The 18,586-nt window shown below is 67.6% G+C and carries 17 protein-coding genes and 1 pseudogene; 13 read left to right on the top strand and 5 right to left on the bottom strand.

From position 1 onward, the window contains the following. Positions 1-32: 32 nt before the first annotated feature. Positions 33-866, bottom strand: coding sequence for an ABC transporter permease (locus HWX03_RS26955; RefSeq protein WP_175873327.1), 834 nt, complete (start codon positions 864-866; stop codon positions 33-35). 6 nt (positions 867-872) lie between these two features. After that, positions 873-1,787, bottom strand: a complete 915-nt coding sequence (gene nodI / locus HWX03_RS26950) for a nodulation factor ABC transporter ATP-binding protein NodI (RefSeq protein WP_175819887.1) — start codon at positions 1,785-1,787, stop codon at positions 873-875. Positions 1,788-2,119: 332 nt separating this feature from the next. Between nodI and HWX03_RS26945 the strand changes: the two genes are divergently transcribed. Beyond that, a complete protein-coding gene (locus tag HWX03_RS26945) occupies positions 2,120-2,617 on the top strand; it encodes a universal stress protein (protein WP_011545343.1) in 498 nt (165 codons plus the stop codon). Positions 2,618-2,706: 89 nt separating this feature from the next. Here HWX03_RS26945 and HWX03_RS26940 read toward each other — a convergent pair whose 3' ends face one another. From HWX03_RS26940 to lexA, 3 genes are read right to left on the bottom strand one after another with little or no spacing between them, the layout of a single operon-like run. Next, positions 2,707-3,426 carry a DUF2939 domain-containing protein gene (locus HWX03_RS26940; RefSeq protein WP_175873326.1) on the bottom strand — a complete coding sequence of 240 codons (720 nt, stop codon included), beginning with the start codon at positions 3,424-3,426 and terminating at the stop codon, positions 2,707-2,709. Between the two features lie 29 nt (positions 3,427-3,455). After that, positions 3,456-3,791, bottom strand: coding sequence for a hypothetical protein (locus HWX03_RS26935; protein ID WP_011351892.1), 336 nt, complete (start codon positions 3,789-3,791; stop codon positions 3,456-3,458). Positions 3,792-3,816: 25 nt separating this feature from the next. Further along, positions 3,817-4,464, bottom strand: a complete 648-nt coding sequence (lexA, locus tag HWX03_RS26930; protein ID WP_175873325.1) for a transcriptional repressor LexA — start codon at positions 4,462-4,464, stop codon at positions 3,817-3,819. Here lexA and HWX03_RS37360 point away from each other — a divergent pair. The 12 genes and pseudogenes from HWX03_RS37360 to HWX03_RS26875 form a co-directional block, all read left to right on the top strand. Beyond that, a pseudogene (locus tag HWX03_RS37360) lies at positions 4,435-4,551 on the top strand (sodium:proton symporter); the annotation flags it as partial. The gene lexA and the pseudogene HWX03_RS37360 overlap by 30 nt on opposite strands. 177 nt (positions 4,552-4,728) lie before the next feature. Further along, entirely contained in the window at positions 4,729-5,766 is a 1,038-nt protein-coding gene (locus HWX03_RS26925) for a sulfate ABC transporter substrate-binding protein (protein ID WP_174391025.1), read from the top strand. 123 nt (positions 5,767-5,889) lie between these two features. Next, the gene (gene cysT, locus HWX03_RS26920) at positions 5,890-6,783 is read left to right on the top strand and encodes a sulfate ABC transporter permease subunit CysT (RefSeq protein WP_034201813.1); all 894 of its coding nucleotides are present in this window, start codon (positions 5,890-5,892) and stop codon (positions 6,781-6,783) included. Beyond that, a complete protein-coding gene (gene cysW / locus HWX03_RS26915; protein ID WP_175873324.1) occupies positions 6,780-7,724 on the top strand; it encodes a sulfate ABC transporter permease subunit CysW in 945 nt (314 codons plus the stop codon). The genes cysT and cysW overlap by 4 nt, the downstream gene beginning before the upstream one ends. Positions 7,725-7,737: 13 nt before the next feature. Continuing rightward, a complete protein-coding gene (locus HWX03_RS26910; protein WP_012328435.1) occupies positions 7,738-8,796 on the top strand; it encodes a sulfate ABC transporter ATP-binding protein in 1,059 nt (352 codons plus the stop codon). Between the two features lie 75 nt (positions 8,797-8,871). Next, positions 8,872-9,798, top strand: coding sequence for a CysB family HTH-type transcriptional regulator (locus HWX03_RS26905; protein ID WP_006484201.1), 927 nt, complete (start codon positions 8,872-8,874; stop codon positions 9,796-9,798). Positions 9,799-10,525: 727 nt separating this feature from the next. Beyond that, a complete protein-coding gene (locus HWX03_RS26900; protein WP_011545349.1) occupies positions 10,526-11,476 on the top strand; it encodes a sugar ABC transporter substrate-binding protein in 951 nt (316 codons plus the stop codon). 145 nt (positions 11,477-11,621) lie between these two features. Continuing rightward, positions 11,622-13,235 carry a sugar ABC transporter ATP-binding protein gene (locus HWX03_RS26895; protein WP_175873323.1) on the top strand — a complete coding sequence of 538 codons (1,614 nt, stop codon included), beginning with the start codon at positions 11,622-11,624 and terminating at the stop codon, positions 13,233-13,235. Beyond that, on the top strand, positions 13,232-14,251 hold the full coding sequence (locus HWX03_RS26890) for an ABC transporter permease (protein WP_175873322.1): 1,020 nt from the start codon (positions 13,232-13,234) through the stop codon (positions 14,249-14,251). The genes HWX03_RS26895 and HWX03_RS26890 overlap by 4 nt, the downstream gene beginning before the upstream one ends. 35 nt (positions 14,252-14,286) lie before the next feature. Beyond that, the gene (locus tag HWX03_RS26885; RefSeq protein WP_175819881.1) at positions 14,287-15,318 is read left to right on the top strand and encodes a LacI family DNA-binding transcriptional regulator; all 1,032 of its coding nucleotides are present in this window, start codon (positions 14,287-14,289) and stop codon (positions 15,316-15,318) included. Further along, positions 15,315-16,244: a ribokinase gene (gene rbsK, locus HWX03_RS26880; protein WP_175873321.1), complete on the top strand. Its 930-nt coding sequence runs from the start codon at positions 15,315-15,317 to the stop codon at positions 16,242-16,244. The genes HWX03_RS26885 and rbsK overlap by 4 nt, the downstream gene beginning before the upstream one ends. A gap of 280 nt (positions 16,245-16,524) precedes the next feature. Beyond that, entirely contained in the window at positions 16,525-18,291 is a 1,767-nt protein-coding gene (locus HWX03_RS26875; RefSeq protein WP_175873320.1) for a methyl-accepting chemotaxis protein, read from the top strand. The last annotated feature ends 295 nt before the right edge of the window (positions 18,292-18,586 follow it).

Genomic DNA, 18,586 nt, shown 5'->3' with positions numbered 1-18,586 from the left:
AAGCCGGTGCCCGGTGCCCGGCGCGCCGGCCGTCAGCGCATCATCCGCCGCCGGAACAGCCACGCGGACAGCAGGAACCCGCCGACCGCATAGCCGGCGAGCACCGCGACGTGCAACGCGATGTCGGTCGCCGGCCGGCCGAGCATCGCAGGGCGGATCAGCTCGACCGCATTCGCGAGCGGCAGCGCCTGCGCCGCGTGCTGCGCGAGCGGCGGCAACTGCGTGATAGGGAAGAACACGCCCGACAGCAGCAGCATCGGCGTCAGCACGAGCGTCTGGTAGAACATGAAGAAATCGTAGGACGGCGCGAGCGCCGTGACGATCATCGCGATGCTGGCAAACGCGAGGCCGGCCAGCGCGATCACGGGCAGCGCCGCGAGCATCGACGGAAACTGCGCGTAGCCGAGCCCGCCCGCGACGAGCATGATCGCGCCCCCCGACAACATCGCCTTGCTGGCCGCCCAGACGATCTCGCCGAGCACGATGTCGCCGAGCGCGAGCGGCGTATGCATGATCGCTTCCCAGGTGCGCTGCACGTGCATCCGCGAGAAGCCCGAATACATCGATTCGAAGCTCGCGGACATCATCACGCTCGAGCCGACCGTGCCGGCCGCGAGGAACGCGATATACGACACGCCGTCGACATGGCCGAGCATCAGGCCGAGCCCGAAACCCAGCCCGAACAGATAGATCATCGGATCGGCGAGATTGCCGAACATCGACGCGAGCGCGAGCTTGCGCCACACGAGATAGTTGCGCCGCCAGACGGCGACCCAGTTGCTTGCGTTTGCCGGCATCGCGATCGCGAAGCGCGATGCGCGCGGCGGGGCCGATGGCGTGGTGGCGGAATAGTTACGGACGTCCATGGTCGATCAGTCCTGCATCTCGCGGCCCGTGAGCCGCAGGAACACATCCTCCAGATTGGCCGGGCGATGCAGATAGCGCAACCCGGGGCGGCCCTTGAGTCGAGCAGTCAGCGGTTCGGGATCGGCTACATAGCAGAACAGCGTCTCGCCGCTGATCTCGGTGTGCTTCGCGAATGCCGACAACTCGTCGCGCAGTGCGGCCGGATCGGGCCCGTAGATCTCGATCACGTCGCAGCCGATCTCCGATTCGATCAGTGCGTGCGGCGCGCCTTCGGCGATCTTGCGGCCTTCCTCGATCACGCACAGCCGATCGCACAGGCGCTCGGCTTCTTCCATGAAATGCGTGGTGATCAGGATCGTCTTGCCGCGCGCGAGCAGCGAACGCAGCCGCTCCCACATCAGGTGCCGTGCCTGCGGATCGAGGCCCGTCGTCGGCTCGTCGAGCACGAGCACATCGGGATCGTTGACGAGCGCGCGGGCGAGCGTAAGGCGGCGCTTCATGCCGCCCGACAGCTCGCCGACCTTCGCGTCGGCCTTGTTTTCCAGCTTTGCGAATTCGAGCAGCGGCGGCACGAGCGCGCGTGCGGCCTGCGCCGACATCCCGAAATAGCGGCTGAACACGAGCAGGTTTTCCCGGACCGTGAAGTCGGGGTCGAGGTTGTCGAACTGCGGGACGACGCCGACCCGCCGGCGTGCATGTCGCGCACGTGATGGAACCGGTTCGCCGCACAGCGAAATGGCGCCTGCATCGGGATGCGCGAGGCCGAGCAGCATCTTCAGCGTCGTGGTCTTGCCGGCGCCGTTCGGCCCGAGCAGGCCATAGCATTCGCCGGCCTTCACGTTGAAGGACAGACCATTGACGACGAGCTTGTCGCCATAGCGCTTTTCGACGTTGCGGAAATCGATCGGTGCGACGGACATGGGCGTGTTGTCGTTGTAAGCGGGCGCGTTCCGCTGCCCGGTGTGTGACCGGTGTGCGAACGGATCGCGCGAATGCGTGTCACACGGGCATGCGGCGAAGCGCACGACGCCGGCGCGAGGTGACCCGCTGGACGTGGAACGGGCCATTCTAGTGCATCGGCTGCATCGCTTCAGCGCATGCCTGCACGGTGCGATGCACGCGCGCACCGATCGTGCACCGCATCATCGCGCACGCGCCGCGCGGGGCGAATCAGCGTTTTCCATCCCTTGCGTCCTGAATTGCGGCGCACCATGATGAATACGTAGGCTCGTTGTCGCGATAGGGAGGCTCCATGGCTAGCTACAACAAGATTTTGCTGTGTTACGACGGCACGCTCGAAGGGCGCAAGGCGCTGCGTTATGGCGCCAATCTCGCAATGGACCTGAAGGCCGAAACGCATTTGCTGTCGGTCGTCGACATGCGTTCGAGCATTGCGCAAAGCGCGGGTTTGCTGACCGATGTCGCATGCGGCCGCTTCGAGGAAACCGCGCGCGAAATCCTGCAGGAAGGCGTGAACTGGCTGCGCGAGCGCGGCGTCCAGGCCGAAGGCCATTTCGCATTCGGTTATCCGATCGACGAAATCGCGAATCTCGCGTCGGAGCTGAAGGTCGATCTCGTCGTCGTCGGCCACCGGTGCCGCAGCGGGTTGTCGAGATGGTGGATGGGGTCGGGCAATACGCAACTGCTCGATCGCGTGAACTGCAGCATTCTGGTGGCGTGTTCGTCGGCGGAAGAGCAGAAGGCCGAAATTGCGCGCGAGCGTGAAGCGGCCATAGCGAACGGCCAATGATCTAAAGGCTGGATGACCGCCTGACCGGCGATGCGTGCCGGTCGGGCGTCGCACTGCATCAGCAGTGTGCGCGTCGAGCGCGCGGCCTGCTAGGCATGCAGGTCGATTCCGGACAATTTCCACGAGAACAGCCCGAAGCGGTGGAAGATCGCCGCATAGCGCGTGCCATCCGCGCTGCGCTGATACGTCACGACGAATTCATCGACATTCCGGTAGCCCGCGCTGGTTTGCTGCGGGTGCGGCGCTTGCGTTGCTTCGCCCGGGCTGGCCGGTGCGGCGGGCGCGGGTGCCGGCGACGATGCCGCCGAAGCGGCCGCGTTGCTGCCGGGTACGGCCGCACTTGCCGGTGCCGGATTGGCGGGCGGTGCGGCAGGCGTGTTGCCGGGCGCATTGCCTGCTGGCGGCTGATTCGACCACTCAGGCGGACGCTCGCCCGGATTGCCGCGTGGCGGCAACCCGCTCATCAGCGCGGCGACGCCTTCCGGGGTCGCGTACGCATCGACCAGCGGGCCGATCAGGGCGGACCCGATCAGCGCGCCAATCACCGCGAACGGATTGTTTTTCTTCACGGCGTCGATCCGGCGCATCAACTCTTCCGTGACCTGCTGCTTCAGGCTGATGCGCAGCGACGGAAAGTCGACATACTCGCTGATTGCCTGCGCATCGCGCGCATCGATCGCCGATTTCAGGCGACCGAGCGCGACATACGGCGACGCGTACGCATAGCCGAGCGCCGCAATGAGGGCGACGACCAGCGCGACGATCAGCAGGGGCTTGAGTCGCCATGCGCGGCGCGACGATCCAGTCACGTTGCCTCCGGTGCGGGGATGTTCCGCAATCAGAGACCGCCCGGCGTGGCCGATCGTTCCTCTGCGATGCAGTGATCGATCATCCGGCACACGGCATCGATCGTGCCCACCATGATCAGGCGCGACCGGCCGTGATAGACGCGCACCGGCGCGCGGCGCGCGGGTTCCGCGTGATTCAGACCGGCGTTCAGCGATACCCGCGCGAACGCGGGGAGCGCTGACGGCAGCAGGGACGCCTGCCGTTCGACTGCGACTTCTTCTTGCACTGGCGCCGCCGCGGACAGCGGTGCGCAGGGCGTGCGGCCGCGCAGATGACGCAGGCGACCGAATTGACGGAAAGGCAGCAGGCGGGCAAGGCGTTCCATGATGTTCTCCTAGCGAGACGGAATGTCAGAGTTCGCCCGAGCGGATCAGCCCGACGGCGATGCCTTCCAGCGCGAAATCCGCGCTGCCGGCCTTGACGAAGATGTTTTCGTAATCCGGGTTCTCCGCGATCAGCTCGAGGCCGCCGGGCCGGCGCATCAGGCGCTTGACCGTGACGTCGTCGCCGAGACGCGCGACGATGATCTGGCCGTCCTTCGCTTCCGTGCGCTTCTGCACGGCGAGGAGGTCGCCGTCGAGAATGCCGGCGTCGCGCATCGACAGGCCGCGCACCTTCAGCAGGTAGTCGGGCTTGCCGGTGAACAGCGCGGGATCGCACGCGTAATGCTGCGAGATGTGCTCCTGCGCAAGGATCGGGCTACCGGCCGCGACGCGGCCGACGAGCGGCAGCGATAGTTGCATCAGGCCGGCGTGCGGCAGCGTGAACTGGTGCGGGGCGTCGTCGAGGCCGAGCAGCCGGATGCCGCGCGATGCGCCGGCGGCCAGCTCGATCACGCCCTTGCGCGCCAGTGCGCGCAGGTGCTCCTCGGCCGCATTCGGCGAGCTGAAGCCCAGTTCGGCCGCGATCTCGGCGCGGGTGGGCGGGAATCCGGAGCGCTCGATCGCGCGACGGATCAAGTCGAACACTTGCTGCTGACGGGCGGTGAGTTTGGTCATGGCTCAACTGTATGGATAGACAGTGAGCTGTATTTTTATACAGTACTTGGTGAATTTCAAGTGTTACTTGAGGTTCGACGCGATCGCGCCGGTTCCGGCGTGATTTCGCGACGCCCGGACGTCGGTTTGTCCGCCGCAACCGTCCGTCCTGTATGCGTTAGCACTTTTGAGTATTAAAAAATGAGGAACGATTATTTTTAATCATGTAACCCGTTCGCTAGACTGGCCCGACATCGCAATACCGACAACACTGGAGAACCAAGGATGGCGAAGCGCAATACGGGGCTGGTGGGCGGAGTGGGCCGCCTGATCGCAACACTCGCGCTGGGCGCGGCGGCGGCGCTGGGCGTCGCGACGCATGCGCAGGCCGATACGACCTTCCTGAACGTGTCGTACGACCCGACGCGCGAGCTGTATCAGGATTTCAACCAGGCGTTCGGCAAGGAGTGGAAGGCGAAGACGGGCGAAACCGTCAACTTCAAGCAGTCGCACGGCGGTTCGGGCGCGCAGGCGCGCTCGGTGCTCGACGGCCTGCAGGCCGACGTCGTCACGCTGGCGCTGGCGTACGACATCGACGCGCTCGCGAACAAGGGGCTCGTGAACAAGGATTGGCAGAAGCGCTTGCCCGACAACGCGTCGCCGTACACATCGACGATCGTGTTCCTGGTGCGCAAGGGCAATCCGAAGGGGATCAAGGACTGGGACGACCTGACCAAGCCGGGCATCTCGATCGTCACGCCGAACCCGAAGACCTCGGGCGGCGCGCGCTGGAACTACCTGGCCGCATGGGCCTACGCGCTGCACAAGCCGGGCGGCAACGAGCAGACGGCGAAGGAATTCGTCACGAAGCTCTACAAGAACGCCGGCGTGCTCGATTCGGGCGCGCGGGGCGCGACGACGAGCTTCGTGCAGCGCGGGATCGGCGACGTGCTGATCGCATGGGAAAACGAGGCGTTCCTGTCGGTCAAGGAATTCGGCACCGACAAGTTCGAGATCGTCGTGCCGTCGGTGAGCATCCTGGCCGAGCCGCCCGTCGCGGTGGTCGACAAGGTGGTCGACAAGAAGGGCACGCGCAAGCTGGCCGAGGCCTACCTGAATTTCCTGTACAGCCCGCAGGGCCAGGAAATCGCGGCGCGCAACTACTACCGGCCGCGTTCGAAGAACGTGCCGGCGGAGCTGACCAAGCAGTTCCCGAAGCTGAAGCTGTACACGGTCGACGACACGTTCGGCGGCTGGACGAATGCGCAGAAGACGCATTTCGCGGACGGCGGCGTGTTCGATTCGATCTACAAGCCGCAGTAACGCCATAACGACAAGCGGCGCGCCACGACAGCGCGCCGCATCCCCGACGGGCCGCCGGCGCGATGCACTGCGCCGGCGTTTGCGTCGGGCCCGTGAGCAGCATCGACCCAGCAAGAGCATCCGATGACGACGTACACCTTTCGCAAGCCGAGCGCGCTGCCCGGTTTCGGCGTGACACTCGGCATCACGGTGGCCTATTTGAGCCTCGTGGTGCTGATTCCGCTCGCCGCCACGTTCCTGAAGACCGCGACGCTGTCGTGGGACCAGTTCGTCACCGCCGTCACGTCGCCGCGCGTGCTCGCGTCGTACCGGCTGACGTTCTCGGCCGCGCTCGGCGGCGCGCTGATCAACGCCGTGTTCGGCTTCCTCGTCGCGTGGGTGCTGGTGCGCTACACGTTCCCGTTCAAGCGTCTCGTCGATGCGATCGTCGACCTGCCGTTCGCGCTGCCGACGTCGGTGGCCGGCATCTCGCTCGCGGCCGTCTACGCGACCAACGGCTGGGTCGGCCAGTATCTGGCGCCGCTCGGCATCAAGATCGCGTTCACGCCGGCCGGCGTGCTGGTCGCGCTGACCTTCATCGGGCTGCCGTTCGTCGTGCGCACCGTGCAGCCGGTGCTCGAGGATTTCGAGCGCGAGCAGGAAGAAGCCGCCGCGTGCCTCGGCGCGTCGCGCTGGCTGACGTTCCGCCGCGTCGTGCTGCCGGCCGTGCTGCCGGCGCTGCTCACCGGTTTCGCGCTTGCGTTCGCGCGCGCGCTCGGCGAATACGGATCGGTGATCTTCATCGCCGGCAACGTGCCGATGAAATCCGAGATCACGTCGCTGCTGATCATCACGAAGCTCGAGCAGTACGACTACGCGGGGGCGACCGCGCTGGCGGTCGTGATGCTGGTCGTGTCGTTCCTGATGCTGCTGCTGATCAACACGCTGCAGTGGTATCTGCAGCGTAGGACGAGCAAGGGCGCGAGCGGTCCGGCGCCGGCCACCGTCAACGCCGTCGCAGCAGGAGGCCAGCAATGAGCCAGGAGGCCACCGTCGTGCTGAAAACCCCGTCGCCGGCCGCGCGTGCCGCGAAGCGGCTCGACCCCGTCAGCGAGTCGCGCGTCGTGCGCTGGCTGCTCACGGGCATCGCGCTGGCGTTCCTCGCATTCTTCCTCGTCGTGCCGCTCGCCGCGGTGTTCGTCGAGGCGTTGCGCAAGGGCGTCGGCTTCTATCTCGAATCGCTGGCCGACCCCGATGCGTGGTCGGCGATCAAGCTGACGCTGACCGTCGCCGTGATCGCGGTGCCGCTGAACCTCGTGTTCGGCGTCTGCGCTTCGTGGGCGATCGCGAAGTTCGAATTCCGCGGCAAGGCGCTGCTGACGACGCTGATCGACCTGCCGTTCTCGGTGTCGCCGGTGATCTCGGGCCTCGTGTACGTGCTGCTGTTCGGCGCGCAGGGCTGGTTCGGGCCGTGGCTGCAGGATCACGACGTGCAGATCATCTTCGCGGTGCCGGGCATCGTGCTCGCGACGATCTTCGTCACGTTCCCGTTCGTCGCGCGCGAGCTGATTCCGCTGATGCAGGCGCAAGGCACCGACGAGGAAGAAGCCGCGCGCGTGCTCGGCGCGTCGGGCTGGCAGATCTTCCGCCGCGTGACGCTGCCGAACGTGAGGTGGGGCCTGCTGTACGGCGTGATCCTGTGCAATGCGCGCGCGATGGGCGAGTTCGGCGCGGTGTCGGTCGTGTCCGGCCACATTCGCGGCGTGACCGACACGATGCCGCTGCATGTGGAGATCCTGTACAACGAATACAACTTCGCGGCGGCGTTCGCGGTGGCGTCGGTGCTGGCGCTGCTCGCGCTCGTCACGCTCGCGCTGAAGCTGATCGCCGAGCGTCATCTCGCCGCCGAACTGGCCGATGCGCACGACACCGTTCCCGCACATGCCGGCCCTGCCGCCGCCGTTTCGTCGAAATCGTAAAGAGGCAACCAGAATGGGTATCACCGTCCGTAACCTTCAGAAGCGCTTCGGCGATTTCACGGCGCTCGACAACGTGTCGCTCGACTTTCCGCCCGGCGAACTGGTCGCGCTGCTCGGGCCGTCCGGCTGCGGCAAGACCACGCTGCTGCGCGTGATCGCGGGCCTCGAGCACGCGGACGCCGGCCAGGTCGTGCTGCAGGGGCTCGACGTCGCGTCGGTCGGCGCGCGCGACCGCCAGGTCGGCTTCGTGTTCCAGCACTACGCGCTGTTCCGCCACATGACGGTGTTCGAGAACGTCGCGTTCGGGCTGCGCGTGAAGCCGCGCCGCGAGCGGCCGTCGGAAGCCGCGATTCGCGAGAAGGTGCACGAGCTGCTGAAGCTCGTGCAGCTCGACTGGCTCGCGCAGCGCTATCCGTCCGAGCTGTCGGGCGGCCAGCGCCAGCGCATCGCGCTCGCCCGTGCACTCGCGGTCGAGCCGAAGGTGCTGCTGCTCGACGAACCGTTCGGCGCGCTGGACGCGAAGGTCCGCAAGGAACTGCGCGGCTGGCTGCGTCGCCTGCACGACGACCTGCACATCTCGACGATCTTCGTCACGCACGACCAGGAAGAGGCGCTCGAAGTGGCCGATCGCATCGTCGTGCTGAACCGCGGCCACGTCGAGCAGGTCGGCAGCCCGCAGGACGTCTACGATCATCCGCAAAGCGCGTTCGTGTACGAGTTCCTCGGCGCGGCGAACCGGCTGCCGGGCACGGTTGCCGGGCGCGGCTTCGTCGCCGAGGGCGCGGCTGCGCCGATCGAGGTCGACGCCGATTTCGCGGGCCCCGCGAACGCATACGTGCGGCCGCACGATCTGCAGCTGTGGCCGGCGGGCGAAGGGCACCGCGACGGCATCGCGGTGGACGTGCGGCGCGTGATTCCGCTCGGCGGTTCGGTGCGCGTGGAGCTCGAGGCGCGCGCGGGCGGCGCGCTCGAGGCGGAACTCGACCGCGACGCATGGCGGGCGCTTTCGCTGCAGGTCGGCGACGGCGCGACGGCCGTGCCGCGCGCCGTGCGGGTGTTTCCCGCGCGTTGACGAGACAATGCAGGGCAGAGGGCGGGATTCGCTCCGATTCGACAATCAAACAACGACAGCCTAAGAGGCATACCCATGAATTTTCAGCAATTGCGGTTCGTGCGCGAAGCGGTGCGCCAGAACATGAACCTGACGGAAGTCGCGAACGTGCTGTACACGTCGCAGTCGGGCGTGTCGAAACAGATCAAGGATCTGGAGGATGAGCTGGGCGTCGACATCTTCATTCGGCGCGGCAAGCGGCTGACGGGGCTCACGGAGCCCGGCAAGGCGGTGCACCAGCTGATCGAGCGGATGCTGCTCGACGCCGAGAACCTGCGCCGCGTCGCGCGCCAGTTCGCCGATCAGGACAGCGGCCACCTCGTCGTCGCGACGACGCACACGCAGGCGCGCTACGCATTGCCGAAGGTGATCCGGCAGTTCACCGACGTGTTCCCGAAGGTGCATCTCGCGCTGCGCCAGGGCAGCCCGCAGCAGATCGCGCAGATGATCCTGAACGGCGAGGCCGATCTCGGCATCTCGACCGAGGCGCTCGACCGCTATCCGGACATCGTCACGTTCCCGTGCTATTCGTGGCACCACACGGTCGTCGTGCCGAAGGGCCATCCGCTCGTCGGCCGCGAGAACCTGACGCTCGAGGAGATCGCCGAGTACCCGATCATCACGTACGACCAGGATTTCACGGGCCGCTCGCACATCGACCAGGCGTTCACGCAGGCGGGCGCCGTGCCCGACGTCGTGCTGACCGCGATCGACGCGGACGTGATCAAGACCTACGTCGAACTCGGAATGGGGATCGGCGTGGTCGCGGCGATGGCCTACGATCCGCAGCGCGACACGGGGCTCGTGGCGCTCGATACGCAGCACCTGTTCGAGGCGAGCACGACGCGGGTCGGGCTGCGCAAGGGCGCGTTCCTGCGTGCGTATGCGTACCGGCTGATCGAAATGTTCGCGCCGCACCTGAACGAAGCGGAAATCGCGGGGCTGTTGCGCGAAGCCGTTTGACCCGCGCATGTCGCGCGCCGTCCGGGCAGATGCTGCGGACGGTGCGCGACATGCACCGCGCGTACCTTGCCTTACACCGCACCGGGCGGCGACAGGGGATCGCCGTCGTCACGTTTGAAGCATCGGCCGAGTCGTCCGATCAGGTGCGTCGCGTCAGGCGACGATCGACACGCGGTTCCGTGCCGACAGAAAAACAAGAACAATCTGCAATGCCGAACCTTGGCGCGGCACGCAAGGTCGGCAGCCATCTTCCTTCACGCAGCAGCGCCGTACGAATCGCCGATTCCGTCACAGTCGACCACATATCGGGGACGGTGGATGCCGGCGACCTTCGTGCCGATCGCGTTGTTCGCGCCGAACCACCTCATCATCGGCCGGCCGCATGCGAAGCGTTTCGGCGAACCGCCGTCGGCGTCGCGAGTGTCGCATTTGCGCGTCGTGAAGCGCGCTCGCGCGCTCCGAATAAACCCTTAAATATTGTTCAGACCGGTTGCGCGCCGAAGCGAATCGGTACAGCATAGCCTTCACTCTGCCGGCGTCCCGCCGGCGGTGGCGCGTCGACGACAGCACGCGCCAGGCAGTCGGCCGTCTGCCTCGCTTCCATTCCGTGGTACCGACAGCAGCATCGATGGCCATTGCCCGGGTAGTGTGGCGCAAACGTTTGCTCACATTAAAACAACAACCAAACAACAATCCGGCCCTTCGGGCCAGTCGCCAGGAGATGTGTATGAATGTCCGCTTTCGCCGTCGCTTCCTGACCGCCGCGCTCGCCGCCGTCGCGGTGGCCGCCGCACCGGCTGTCCACGCGCAATCCGCGGCCAAGCCGAAGGTCGCGCTCGTGATGAAGTCGCTCGCCAACGAGTTCTTCCTGACCATGGAAACGGGCGCGAAGGAATACCAGAAACACAACGCGAACCAGTTCGACCTGATCACCAACGGCATCAAGGACGAGACCGACACCGCGAACCAGATCCGCATCGTCGAGCAGATGATCGTCTCGAAGGTCGACGCGATCGTGCTCGCGCCCGCCGATTCGAAGGCGCTCGTGCCGGTCGTGAAGAAGGCCGTCGACGCCGGCATCGTCGTCGTGAACATCGACAACCGGCTCGATCCCGACGTGCTGAAGTCGAAGAACCTGAACGTGCCGTTCGTCGGCCCGGACAACCGCAAGGGCGCGCGCAAGATCGGCGATTACCTCGCGAAGCGGCTGAAGGCGGGCGACCAGGTCGGCATCGTCGAAGGAGTGTCGACGACGACCAACGCGCAGCAGCGCACGGCCGGCTTCCAGGACGCGATGAAGGCGGGCGGGATGAAGGTCGTGTCGGTGCAGTCGGGCGAATGGGAGATCGACAAGGGCAATGCGGTGGCCGCCGCGATGCTCAACGAATACCCGAACCTGAAGGCGCTGCTGTGCGGCAACGACAACATGGCGATCGGCGCCGTGTCGGCCGTGCGCGCGGCCGGCAAGCAGGGCAAGGTGCTCGTGGTCGGCTACGACAACATCAACGCGATCAAGCCGATGCTGAAGGACGGCCGCGTGCTCGCGACCGCCGACCAGTACGCGGCGAAGCAGGCCGTGTTCGGCATCGACACGGCGCTCAAGGCGATCGCCGAGCATCGCAAGCAGGCCGACATGTCCGGCGTGGTCGAGACGCCGGTGGATCTCGTGACGAAGTAACGCCGCACCGGTCCGGCCGCCGCCCTCAAGAATCCGGCGCGGCGGCCGTTATCCGGTGTGAGCGCGATCACGGCCACTGCATGCACATGCACTTGTGAGCGTCATATCCGCGCGCCCCGGGCGCGCGGCCGCAACCAGGATCGCGATGGAATCGACCTTCCAACCCTCCCGTTCAGCCCACCCCGTGCTGTCCGTATCCGGCATCGGCAAGACCTATGTCGAACCCGTGCTCGCCGACGTCACGCTGACGCTCGACGCGGGCCAGGCGCTCGCGCTGACGGGCGAGAACGGCGCCGGCAAGAGCACGCTGTCGAAGATCATCGGCGGGCTCGTCGACCCGACCACCGGCACGATGCAGCTCGGCGGCCAGGCCTATGCGCCGGCGAGCCGCACGCAGGCCGAGGCGCTCGGCGTGCGCATGGTGATGCAGGAGCTGAACCTGCTGCCGACGCTGAGCGTCGCCGAAAACCTGTTCCTGAACCGCCTGCCGCGGCGCTTCGGGATCATCGATCGCGCGCGGCTGCGCGACGACGCGCGCGCGGCGATGGCGCAGGTCGGGCTCGACGCGGTCGATCCGGATACGCCGGTCGGCGCGCTCGGCATCGGCCACCAGCAGATGGTCGAGATCGCGCGCAACCTGATCGGCGACTGCCGCGTGCTGATACTCGACGAGCCGACCGCGATGCTGACCGCGCGCGAAGTCGAGCTGCTGTTCGAGCAGATCGACCGGCTGAAGGCGCGCGGCGTCGCGATCGTCTACATCTCGCACCGGCTCGAAGAGCTCGCGCGCGTCGCCGAGCGCGTCGCGGTGCTGCGCGACGGCCGCCTCGTCCATGCGGGCGACATGGCGGCGACGACGTCCGACGGGCTCGTCACGCTGATGGTCGGGCGCGAGATCGGCGAACACATCGATCTCGGCGAGCGCCGCTTCGGCGCGCCGCGGCTCGCCGTATCGGGCCTGACGCGCGGAACGGCCGTGCACGACGTGTCGCTCGAGGTGCGCGCGGGCGAGATCTTCGGCATTTCGGGGCTGATCGGCGCGGGTCGCACCGAGCTGCTGCGGCTGATCTACGGCGCCGATACGCCGGATGCCGGAACGATCGCAGTCGGCCAGCCGCTGAAGCCGGCGCGGATCGCGTCGCCGGTCGATGCGGTGAAGCTGGGCATCGCGCTGATCACCGAGGATCGCAAGGGCGAAGGGCTGCTGCTGTCGCAGTCGATCACCGCGAACGTATCGCTTGGCCAGCTCGACCGGCTGGCGCGCGGCGGCATCGTCGATTCCGCACGCGAAACGGCGCTCGCCGAGCAGCAGATCGATGCGCTGCGGATCCGCACGCACGGGGCGGCGCAGCCGGTCGGCGAGCTGTCGGGCGGCAACCAGCAGAAGGTCGTGATCGGCCGCTGGCTCGCGCGCGACATGGGCGTGTTGCTGTTCGACGAACCGACGCGCGGGATCGACGTCGGCGCCAAATTCGAGATCTACACTTTGATGGGCGCGCTCGCGCGCGACGGCCGCGCGCTCGTGGTCGTATCGAGCGACCTGCGCGAGCTGATGCTGATCTGCGACCGGATCGGCGTGATGTCGGCCGGGCGCATGACCGCCGTGTTCGAGCGCGGCAACTGGACCCAGGACGCGCTGCTGGCCGCGGCGTTCGCCGGCTTCGGCCGCGAGACGCCGGCGGCCGCCATGCAGCATCCGGACGCGGGGCCGGCGCGCGGCGCCGCTCCGGGCACTTCGACGACAGGACGACAGCAATGACCCAGCCTCCCGTATCCCCGACCGACGCAGGCGCGCAGCAGGACGTGACGGGGCGCCGCGCACGCATGCTGTCCGGCACGCGGCTCGGCCTGTCGAACTATCTCGGGCTCGCCGGCGCGCTGGCCGCGATGATCGCGCTGTTCTCGGTGCTGAGCTCGCATTTCCTGACCTACGACACGTTCAGCACGATCGCCAACCAGATTCCCGATCTCGTCGTGATGTCGGTCGGGATGACCTTCGTGCTGATCATCGCCGGGATCGACCTGTCGGTCGGCTCGGTGCTCGCGCTCGCCGCATCGATGGTCAGCGTCGCCGCGCTGAAATGGCAGTGGGGGCCGCTGCCCGCTGCGCTGATCGGGATCGCGGTCGCGACCGCGACGGGCGCGCTGACCGGCGCGGTCACGGTCGGCTGGCGGATTCCGTCGTTCATCGTGTCGCTCGGCGTGCTGGAGGCCGCGCGCGGCCTCGCGTACCAGCTGACGAATTCGCGCACCGCGTATATCGGCGACGCGTTCGATTTCCTGTCGAACCCGATCGCGCTCGGCATCTCGCCGGCGTTCCTGATCGCGGTTGCGGTGATGATCGCGGCCCAGTTCGTGCTCACGCGCACGGTGTTCGGGCGCTATCTGGTCGGGATCGGCACGAACGAGGAAGCGGTGCGACTTGCAGGGGTTAACCCGAGGCCGTATAAAATTCTCGTATTCGCACTGATGGGCGCGCTCGCGGGGCTCGCGTCGCTGTTCCAGATTTCGCGGCTCGAGGCGGCCGATCCGAACGCGGGCGCGGGCCTCGAACTGCAGGTCATCGCCGCCGTTGTGATCGGCGGCACGAGCCTGATGGGCGGGCGCGGCTCGGTGATCAGCACGTTCTTCGGCGTGTTGATCATTTCCGTGCTGGCCGCGGGGCTGGCGCAGATCGGTGCGAACGAGCCGACGAAACGGATCATCACGGGTGCGGTGATCGTGGTGGCGGTCGTGCTCGATACGTATCGCAGCCGGCGTACGCGCGTGCGGTAAAAAGACAGACAGAACAGACCAGAGAGAAACGGGAAATGGCGACGATCAAGGATGTGGCGGCCATGGCGGGCGTGTCGTTTACGACCGTCTCGCACGTGGTGAACAATTCGCGGCCGGTGTCCGCGGATGTGCGTGCGAAGGTCGAGGGCGCGATCCGCGAGCTGAATTACGTGCCGTCGGCCGTGGCGCGGTCGCTGAAGGCGCGTTCGACGGCGACGATCGGCCTCGTCGTGCCGAACAGCACGAATCCGTATTTCGCGGAGCTTGCGCGCGGCATCGAGGATCAGTGCGCGGCCAACGGCTATTGCGTGTTCTTCTGCAATTCGGACGACGATCCCGTGAAGCAGCGTAACTACCTGCGCGTGCTGCAGGAAAAGCGCATCGACGGGCTGATCGTCGCGTCGGCGGGCGAGGACGCGGTGCTCGCGCAGACGCTCGCCGATATCCATGCGCCGCTCGTCGTCGTCGACCGCAACATCGAGGGGCTCGCGGCCGATCTCGTACAGATCGACCACGAGCGCGGCGCGTACCTGGCGACGCGCCACCTGCTCGAACTCGGGCACGCGAAGATCGGCTGCATCACCGGGCCGACCGACACCGCCGTCAGTGCGATGCGCGTGCACGGCTTCATCCGCGCGATGGCCGAGCGCGGCGTCGACATCGTGCCGGGTGCGATCGCCGAAAGCGATTTCTCGTGCCTGGGCGGCTATCACGCGGCGTCGCGGCTGTTCGAATCGGTGCGGCCGAGCGCGATCTTCGCGGGCAACGACCTGATGGGCGTTGGCGCGCTGCGCGCGGCGGCCGAGCGCGGAATGCGCGTGCCCGACGACTGCTCGATCATCGGGTTCGACGACATCGAGTTTTCCCGCTACACGTATCCGGCGCTGTCGACGGTCGGCCAATCGGTGCGCGCGCTCGGCGAAATGGCCGCGCAGACGCTGATCGAACGGATCGGCGGCGGCTCGACCGCCGTGCCGAGCCGCCGCCGCGTCGTATCGCCGCGCCTCGTGCTGCGCGAATCGACGGCGGTTTACCGCGAGCCGGCCGCGCCGGGCGCTCGCTCATGACGGCGACCGCAACGGGCGCCGGCCGCGTGACGGTGGTCGGCAGCCTCAACATGGATCTCGTCGTGCGAGCGCCGCGGCTGCCGCTGCCGGGCGAAACGCTCGCCGGGCATGCGTTCGCGCAGGCGGCGGGCGGCAAGGGCGGTAACCAGGCCGTCGCCGCCGCCCGGCTTGGCGCGCAGGTCGCGATGATCGGCTGCGTCGGCGCGGATGCGCACGGCGCGGCACTGCGCGCGGGCCTCGAGGCCGAGGGCATTGACTGCACGCGGCTCGCGGCGAGCGCGTCGGCGTCGACCGGCGTCGCGCTGATCGTCGTCGACGATGCGAGCCAGAACGCGATCGTGATCGTCGCGGGCGGCAACGGCGAGGTCACGACCGACACGATCGCGCGGCACGAGGCCGCGCTGGCGGCGGCCGACGTGCTGATCTGCCAGCTCGAGACGCCGCCGGACGCGGTGTTCGCGGCACTGTCGGCCGGGCGCCGGCTCGGCCGCACGGTGGTGCTCAATCCGGCCCCGGCCGTTGCGCCGCTGCCGGACGGCTGGCTGCCGCTCGTCGACTACCTGATCCCGAACGAGGTCGAGGCAGCCGCGCTGACCGGGCTGCCGGTGCGCGACCCGGCGGAGGCCGAAGCCGCCGCGCGGGCGCTCCAGGCAAGCGGTGCACGCAACGTGCTGGTCACGCTCGGCGCGCGCGGCGTGCTCGCGTTGACGGCCGACGGCACCGCGCGGCACTATCCGGCGCCGGTCGTGCAGGCCGTCGACACGACGGCGGCCGGCGATACCTTCATCGGCGGCTTTTCCGCACGGCTCGCGGCCGGCGCGGACGTCGATACGGCCATCCGCTTCGCGCAACGCGCGGCGGCGCTATCGGTCACGCGCGCGGGCGCGCAGCCGTCGATTCCTACCCGCGCTGAACTGGCCGACTAGGGCCTGATCCCCGGTTTCCGGTTCCGCCGCGCGGCCGGTCCGTCGCACGAGACGGCCGGTCGCGCGGCCGGCAGTGCGCCGGCGCGCCTTTTCTCCTGTTCGCCGTCCTGACCCGAATTGCGTCAATTATTCAGTTCTCTGCAATAAGCAGACGAATAATTCGAAATAATGACGCCTAAACCATCAAGTTATGCGCCACACGGTCGTAAATGCACCGAGTGAAGCAATGCTTCGAGCCAACGGGCCGGCCCGTTCATGACGACGCAATACAGGATGGATGATGGTGTTCAGGAACCTGACGATTCGTGCGCGCATCGGTTTGACGATGGCGTTTCTGGCGGTACTGCTGGGTGTCACCGGCGTGCTCGGTCTGTACGGGATGACGCGTTCGAATGATTCGACGCGCGAGATTTTCACGAACCAGATGCCGAGCGCGGTCAACGTGGCGACCGCAGAAATGTTCGCCGCGCGCGAGCGCCTCGCACTCGACCGGGCGGCGCTGCTGGCCGGCACGCCTGACTCCACGGCCGCCATCGAGCGCAGCCGCGCGATGCGCACGCAGTCCGACGCATGGTGGCAGAAATATCTTGCGCTGCCGCGCGACGCCGATGAGGACCGGCTTGCCCAGGACGTCGCCGCCCGGCGCAAGGCGCTGCAGGGCAGCTGCGACGCGTTCGCGGGTGCGGTCGCGGCCGGCGATCACGACCGGATCGGCGACGGCGCGAAGCAGCTTCAGGCGCGCTATAACGAGCTGGCCGTGGCCGGCGAAGCGCTGCGCAGCTTCCAGTTCACCAATGCGCAGGCGCGCTTCGATCAGGCGGAATCGGTGTTCGAGACGATGCGCGTGCTGTCGATCGTCGTGCTGCTGGCCGGCATCGGCGCCGCGGTGCTGTCGTGGCTGACGCTGAGCCGCGCGATCGGCCGTCCGATCGCCGATGCGCTGTCGCATTTCGACGCGATCGCCGCAGGCGACCTGCGCCGGCCGATCGTCGTGGACCGGCGCGACGAGATGGGCCAGTTGCTGGAAGGCCTGGCGAGGATGCAGCGCGGGCTCGTCGACACGGTGCGTACCGTGCGCGGCGGCAGCGAGTCGATCGCGACCGCGGCCCGCCAGATCGCGGCCGGCAACATTGACCTGTCGTCGCGTACCGAGGAACAGGCCGCGGCGCTGCAGGAAACCGCGTCGAGCATGGAGCAGTTGACGGGCACCGTGAAGCAGAATGCGGACAATGCGCGCCAGGCAAGCTCGCTGGCCGCGAATGCGTCCGAGATTGCAAACAAGGGCAATACGGTGGTCGGCCAGGTGGTCGGCACGATGGGCGAAATCAACGACAGCTCGGCGAAAATCGCGGACATCATCGCGATCATCGAGGGAATCGCGTTCCAGACCAACATACTTGCGCTGAATGCGGCCGTCGAAGCCGCGCGGGCGGGCGAGGAAGGCCGCGGCTTCGCGGTCGTCGCCGGCGAAGTGCGCAGTCTCGCGCAGCGTTCGTCGAGCGCGGCGAAGGAAATCAAGGCGCTGATCGACGCGTCGGTGGAGCGTATCCGGACGGGCTCGACGCTGGTCGACGAAGCGGGGCGCACGATGAGCGACGTGATCGGCGCGGTCCAGCGCGTGACGGACATCATGGGCGAGATCGCGGCGGCGTCCGAGGAGCAGAGCGGCGGGATCGACCAGGTGGCGCGCGCGGTCGCGCAGATGGACGAGGTCACGCAGCAGAATGCGGCGCTCGTCGAGGAAGCCGCGGCCGCCGCGCAGTCGCTCGAAGAACAGGCGGCCCGCCTGCGCGAAACGGCGGCGGTATTCCAGCTCGACGACGAAGCGGCGCGCGCGGGCACCGTCGCTGCGGTGGCGCGGCATGCGCCGCCGCGCGCGCCTTCCGCGCCGGCTGCGGCGCCGGTACAGGCTGCTGCGCGCATCGAACGCGATGCTGCGCCGAAACGCGCGGCCGCCGCGATGCCGGCGCGCAAGCCTGCCGCCGTATCGGCTGCGCCCGCGCCGGCAGCGGCGACCGCCGGCGGCGACGACTGGGAGACGTTCTGATCCGCGCGTGCCGCGTATCTATCCCCATTTGGTGACGAACGACGCCCGCGATCCGCGGGCGTCGTCGTTTCTGCGACAAGCCAAATGTGACAGCGCGCACGATCGAGCGTGCATCGGCACGTGCGTCACGCACCGACGGATTCGCGCGGATGCGCGGTGTGCGCGCCATGTTCCCGCGTTCGTCGTACGGGTATGTCCGTAAGGGACTGCGAAAAAAATTTGTAACGGTGCGCGCGGCGTGTCATCGCACGCGGCCGCTCGAACGTATAGGGATGAAGGGGAGAAGTGGCGACGT

Source organism: Burkholderia sp. BCC0397 (assembly GCF_902832865.1).
Classification (GTDB): Bacteria; Pseudomonadota; Gammaproteobacteria; order Burkholderiales; family Burkholderiaceae; genus Burkholderia.
Note: the sequence above shows the minus strand (reverse complement) of the source record. Positions and strands in the feature narration are given on the sequence as shown.

Coding starts and splice junctions, on each gene's coding strand:
- HWX03_RS26955 (WP_175873327.1), bottom strand. CDS start 866: ATGGACGTCCGTAACTATTCCGCCACCACGCCATCGGCCCCGCCGCGC.
- nodI (WP_175819887.1), bottom strand. CDS start 1,787: ATGTCCGTCGCACCGATCGATTTCCGCAACGTCGAAAAGCGCTATGGC.
- HWX03_RS26945 (WP_011545343.1), top strand. CDS start 2,120: ATGGCTAGCTACAACAAGATTTTGCTGTGTTACGACGGCACGCTCGAA.
- HWX03_RS26935 (WP_011351892.1), bottom strand. CDS start 3,791: ATGGAACGCCTTGCCCGCCTGCTGCCTTTCCGTCAATTCGGTCGCCTG.
- lexA (WP_175873325.1), bottom strand. CDS start 4,464: ATGACCAAACTCACCGCCCGTCAGCAGCAAGTGTTCGACTTGATCCGT.
- HWX03_RS26925 (WP_174391025.1), top strand. CDS start 4,729: ATGGCGAAGCGCAATACGGGGCTGGTGGGCGGAGTGGGCCGCCTGATC.
- cysT (WP_034201813.1), top strand. CDS start 5,890: ATGACGACGTACACCTTTCGCAAGCCGAGCGCGCTGCCCGGTTTCGGC.
- cysW (WP_175873324.1), top strand. CDS start 6,780: ATGAGCCAGGAGGCCACCGTCGTGCTGAAAACCCCGTCGCCGGCCGCG.
- HWX03_RS26910 (WP_012328435.1), top strand. CDS start 7,738: ATGGGTATCACCGTCCGTAACCTTCAGAAGCGCTTCGGCGATTTCACG.
- HWX03_RS26905 (WP_006484201.1), top strand. CDS start 8,872: ATGAATTTTCAGCAATTGCGGTTCGTGCGCGAAGCGGTGCGCCAGAAC.
- HWX03_RS26900 (WP_011545349.1), top strand. CDS start 10,526: ATGAATGTCCGCTTTCGCCGTCGCTTCCTGACCGCCGCGCTCGCCGCC.
- HWX03_RS26895 (WP_175873323.1), top strand. CDS start 11,622: ATGGAATCGACCTTCCAACCCTCCCGTTCAGCCCACCCCGTGCTGTCC.
- HWX03_RS26890 (WP_175873322.1), top strand. CDS start 13,232: ATGACCCAGCCTCCCGTATCCCCGACCGACGCAGGCGCGCAGCAGGAC.
- HWX03_RS26885 (WP_175819881.1), top strand. CDS start 14,287: ATGGCGACGATCAAGGATGTGGCGGCCATGGCGGGCGTGTCGTTTACG.
- rbsK (WP_175873321.1), top strand. CDS start 15,315: ATGACGGCGACCGCAACGGGCGCCGGCCGCGTGACGGTGGTCGGCAGC.
- HWX03_RS26875 (WP_175873320.1), top strand. CDS start 16,525: ATGGTGTTCAGGAACCTGACGATTCGTGCGCGCATCGGTTTGACGATG.